The organism is Streptacidiphilus sp. BW17, from assembly GCF_041262485.1.
GTDB lineage: Bacteria > Actinomycetota > Actinomycetes > Streptomycetales > Streptomycetaceae > Streptacidiphilus.
The window spans coordinates 1-3329 of sequence record NZ_JBGCCR010000076.1 but is presented as its reverse complement, the minus strand read 5'-3'; the positions used below and the strand labels follow the sequence as shown (position 1 = coordinate 3329).

At 70.0% G+C, this 3329-nt stretch carries 5 protein-coding genes; all 5 read right to left on the bottom strand.

All coding sequences use genetic code 11. The features are described from left to right. Window positions 1–112 precede the first annotated feature (112 nt). Window positions 113–1261 (bottom strand): hypothetical protein, encoded by a 1149-nt coding sequence (locus ABH940_RS36870; protein ID WP_370069501.1) that lies wholly within the window; start codon window positions 1259–1261, stop codon window positions 113–115. Beyond that, on the bottom strand, window positions 1258–1902 hold the full coding sequence (locus tag ABH940_RS36865; RefSeq protein WP_370069499.1) for a plasmid partition protein: 645 nt from the start codon (window positions 1900–1902) through the stop codon (window positions 1258–1260). The genes ABH940_RS36870 and ABH940_RS36865 overlap by 4 nt, the downstream gene beginning before the upstream one ends. Window positions 1903–1955: 53 nt before the next feature. Continuing rightward, on the bottom strand, window positions 1956–2519 hold the full coding sequence (locus ABH940_RS36860; protein WP_370069497.1) for a helix-turn-helix domain containing protein: 564 nt from the start codon (window positions 2517–2519) through the stop codon (window positions 1956–1958). A gap of 85 nt (window positions 2520–2604) precedes the next feature. Continuing rightward, window positions 2605–2784 carry a hypothetical protein gene (locus tag ABH940_RS36855; RefSeq protein WP_370069495.1) on the bottom strand — a complete coding sequence of 60 codons (180 nt, stop codon included), beginning with the start codon at window positions 2782–2784 and terminating at the stop codon, window positions 2605–2607. Further along, window positions 2781–3113 carry a hypothetical protein gene (locus tag ABH940_RS36850; RefSeq protein ID WP_370107282.1) on the bottom strand — a complete coding sequence of 111 codons (333 nt, stop codon included), beginning with the start codon at window positions 3111–3113 and terminating at the stop codon, window positions 2781–2783. The genes ABH940_RS36855 and ABH940_RS36850 overlap by 4 nt, the downstream gene beginning before the upstream one ends. Window positions 3114–3329 lie beyond the last annotated feature (216 nt).

The following is a 3329-nucleotide window of genomic DNA, read 5'->3' as shown; positions in this document are numbered from 1 at the left end:
TCGTGGTGCCCATCGTGATCCTTCCCAGCACGGACCCCGGTCCATGCCCATCGGGTCACACCAGGCCAAACCCACAAACTTCATGACAGTCCCGGGCTGAGGGTGGTTCAGTTCAGGGTTCTGGATCGGTCAGGGAGTCGGCCGAGTCCCTGAGGCGCTGGACGATCTCGTCGACGAGTGCGTCGATGCGGTGCTGCTCGGCAGGGCTGTCCGGTGTTCGCACCGGGGTGGTGAGGTCTCGTTGGATCGCGACGACTCGGCGGAGGATGTCCTCCAGCACGAACACCGCGTCCGGCGCTGATACGGCCAGCTGCGCACCTGCGTCGACGGCAAAAGGCCCGGTGCGGATCGCGCGCTCAACTCCGGTGCTGGGAACGGCGGGAGGCGCCGGGCTGGCGGGGTTGGTCGTCGGCGCGGCGGTGATCACGTGGGAGTTCACACTGCTCTCCCTCACGGTGCTCGGCTCTGCCTGTTCGGTAGCCGGAGGCGGCGAAGGGACCACCGTTACCGTTCGGTGATCTTTTGCGAAATTTCGCAGGTTTTCATCGCTGCCAATGGACTGCCGAGTTGGGTCCGCCTGCTGCTGCGTTGGGGCGGGCTTTGTGCCGGTGCCGATCGCGAGTGGAAGGGCTGGCACGGCCAGCACTTGACGTGCCGCCTCCTGGAAGTGGACCTCTTCGGACTGCTTGCCCACGGCCCGCCGGATGGCCTTGACGATCTGACCGATGAGCGAGGCGGTCAGGCGCACTGACTCGTCCTGGGCGCGGGTGCGGAGCTCTTGGTAGAGGGTGACCGCCTGGTCGAGGCCGAACTGGGTGGCGACGGGGAGCAGGGCACGGGTGTGGGATGCCGTGGCCGGTTTGCCGAGGGCGGTGTTCAGCCGTTCGGCGAGCGGCCATTCCTCGATCATCTGGTAGGCGGTGCGCTCGCCGATCTCCCAGCGTTCGGTGATGTAGTCCTCGAACCTGGGGTGGGTCTGGCGGTAGAGCTTGCCGTCGCGGATAGTCTGCAGGGCCTTGCCCGCGAGCCACGTCGCGGTGCCGAGGTTCTCCACGGCCCGCTCGCATGTGCCGAGCGCGTCGGCCTCGTCCGGCGTGAGGTCTCCCTTGGCCTGGCCTTCGACGGGGGTGGGGATCATGTCAGAGGTGATCACCAGGTCGGCGGGACGGCCGGTCGGACGGGTCGCGGGCCCTCGGTCGTGGGGCAGGTTCTGCTGGTGCTGGCCGCGGGCGCGCAGGGCCGCGGTGCGGTCGGTGCTCATCGGGTCGCCTCGATCCGGGGCAGGAGGCCGCGGGTGACCATCTCGGTGGTGAGCTCGTCGTAGGCCGATCCGCGGGCGGTGACCGGCAGGAGGACCGACTGAGCGTAGAGCTGCGTGTTGGGGATGGTGGTTGTGAAGACGTTCCAGCCGGTTTCCCGCAGGTAGTCCCGGTGCTGCTTGATGGCCTTGGTGCCATTGACGGTGCGGTTGAGCAGGACCCAGGTCGGCGGCGGCGTGTCGTCGGCACGCAGGGCGGCGACGTCGTCGATCAGGGCGCGCATGGGCAGGCGCTCGATGCGGTCGATGTCGGCGGGTGTGGCGGACGAGTTGAGGATCGCGAGGTCCGCGACGCGAAGCACGGACTGGACGATGCCGCGGTGGTCCTCGGCGTGTCCGCAGTCCACGACGCCGATCTGTCCGGGGGCCATGGTCGGTGGGACGTTCTTGTGGAACATGGGGCTGGCCTGCTGCTGGACCGGGAAGGGGAACCCGCCGGCGCAGGCGTCCCACTCGGTGAGCTGCCTGCTGTAGTCCGCTTCGTACGCCTGGACGTCGTAGCCGCGCTCGTGCAGCGCGTGGGCCTGCCACCCGACGGAGGTGGTCTTGCCTGCGGTGCGCGGGCTGATGTGAGCGATGATCACGGTGTTGCTCCGATCAGGTTGATGGGATGTCAGAAGCTTTGGCTGGTCGGGGGTCACGGGGAGCGGTCGCCTCGCGTGTCCGGCGCGGGCCGGTTTCGGTGCCGCATCGGGGTCCGGGCCTGGTGCAGCAGCCGGTAGACCGTGCTGGCCGAGTAGCCGCAACCGGCCGCGAGCAGCACCACCGACACCCCCGCCTCGTAGCGGGCCCGCAGGGACTGCATCAGGTCCTGCCGGGCCTTCTTGTCCGAGCTAAGGGCGCGGGTCTGGCACGGGGAGCGCAGGACGGTTCCGGCTTCGACCAGCAGCCGCCGCACCGTTCGGGGCGAGCGGTCGAAGGCCGCCGCCAGGGCGAGCACGGAGGCCCCGGTCTCATACCAGGCCCGCACCGCGAGGGCGAGTTGACGGCGTGCTGCGGCATCGGCGCTCATGCGCCGGGTCTGCTGCGGGGTCCGCATCGGGGTGTCGACCAGGCGCAGCCGGTTGATGACCGTGCCCTTGGACAGGCCGGTCATGTGGGCGAGCTCGTTGACGCTGGCACCGTGGCGGTAGCGGGCGGACAGGTCCAGCGCCTGCCGCTGCCTCGCTGCGGACCAGGTCGTGGAGCGGGTCTTGGTCATGCGGCTGACTCCCAGGATTGGAGGGCGAGGGTGTGGGCGGCGACAAGTTCGTCGTAGGTGAGCCGGTCGCCGGGGCTGTGCAGGATCAGTCGCCCGTCCGTCGCCACCCGCCAGCCGGGCACGGGATGGCCGTCGACCGGGACAGCCCGGTAGCGGTGGCGAGTTCGCCCACGGTCTCCCCGTGGCGGTAGCGGGCGCTGAGTTCCAGGGCCTGCCGCTGACGGGCAGGACTCCAGCGGGTGCGGGGCAAGGGCGTGGTGGTCATGCTGCTGACTCCCATTCCTGGAGAGCGATCTGGTTCGCGGCGGTGAGTTCGGCGTAGGTGAGCTCGCCGCTGGGGCTGAGCAGGATGAGGCGTCCGTCCGTGGCCACCTGCCAGCCAGGCACGGGCAGGCCGGTCAGCGGGTCCAGCACGTCTCCAGTGGGGGTTTGCCAGCGGGCCGGAACCTCGTCGGCACGCACGCCGGGCACGAGCACGGTGTGGCCGTCGACCACGACCGTCAGGGCAGGACTGCGTCGCTCGTCGAGAGCAGCGAGGGCGGCGCGGTAGGCGGCCCGCTCCGCCGCATGCAGCGCACGCCGGGCAGCCGCCACCCCCTCGGTGCCGTAGACGGCCGCGAGCGCGTCCCACCCGCTGACGGCGTGCTCGGACTCGGTCTCAGGGGCGGTGCCAGCCTCCGGCAGGCCGTCCCCGATCCCCCGAAACGCATCGGCCGTGAGTTTCCTGAGTCAACCCCTATACCGCCAGAGTGGTCTCGGGACGTGTGCTGACCTTGCTGCTGGCCTGGTGGATGACGGGGTCGTAGCAGG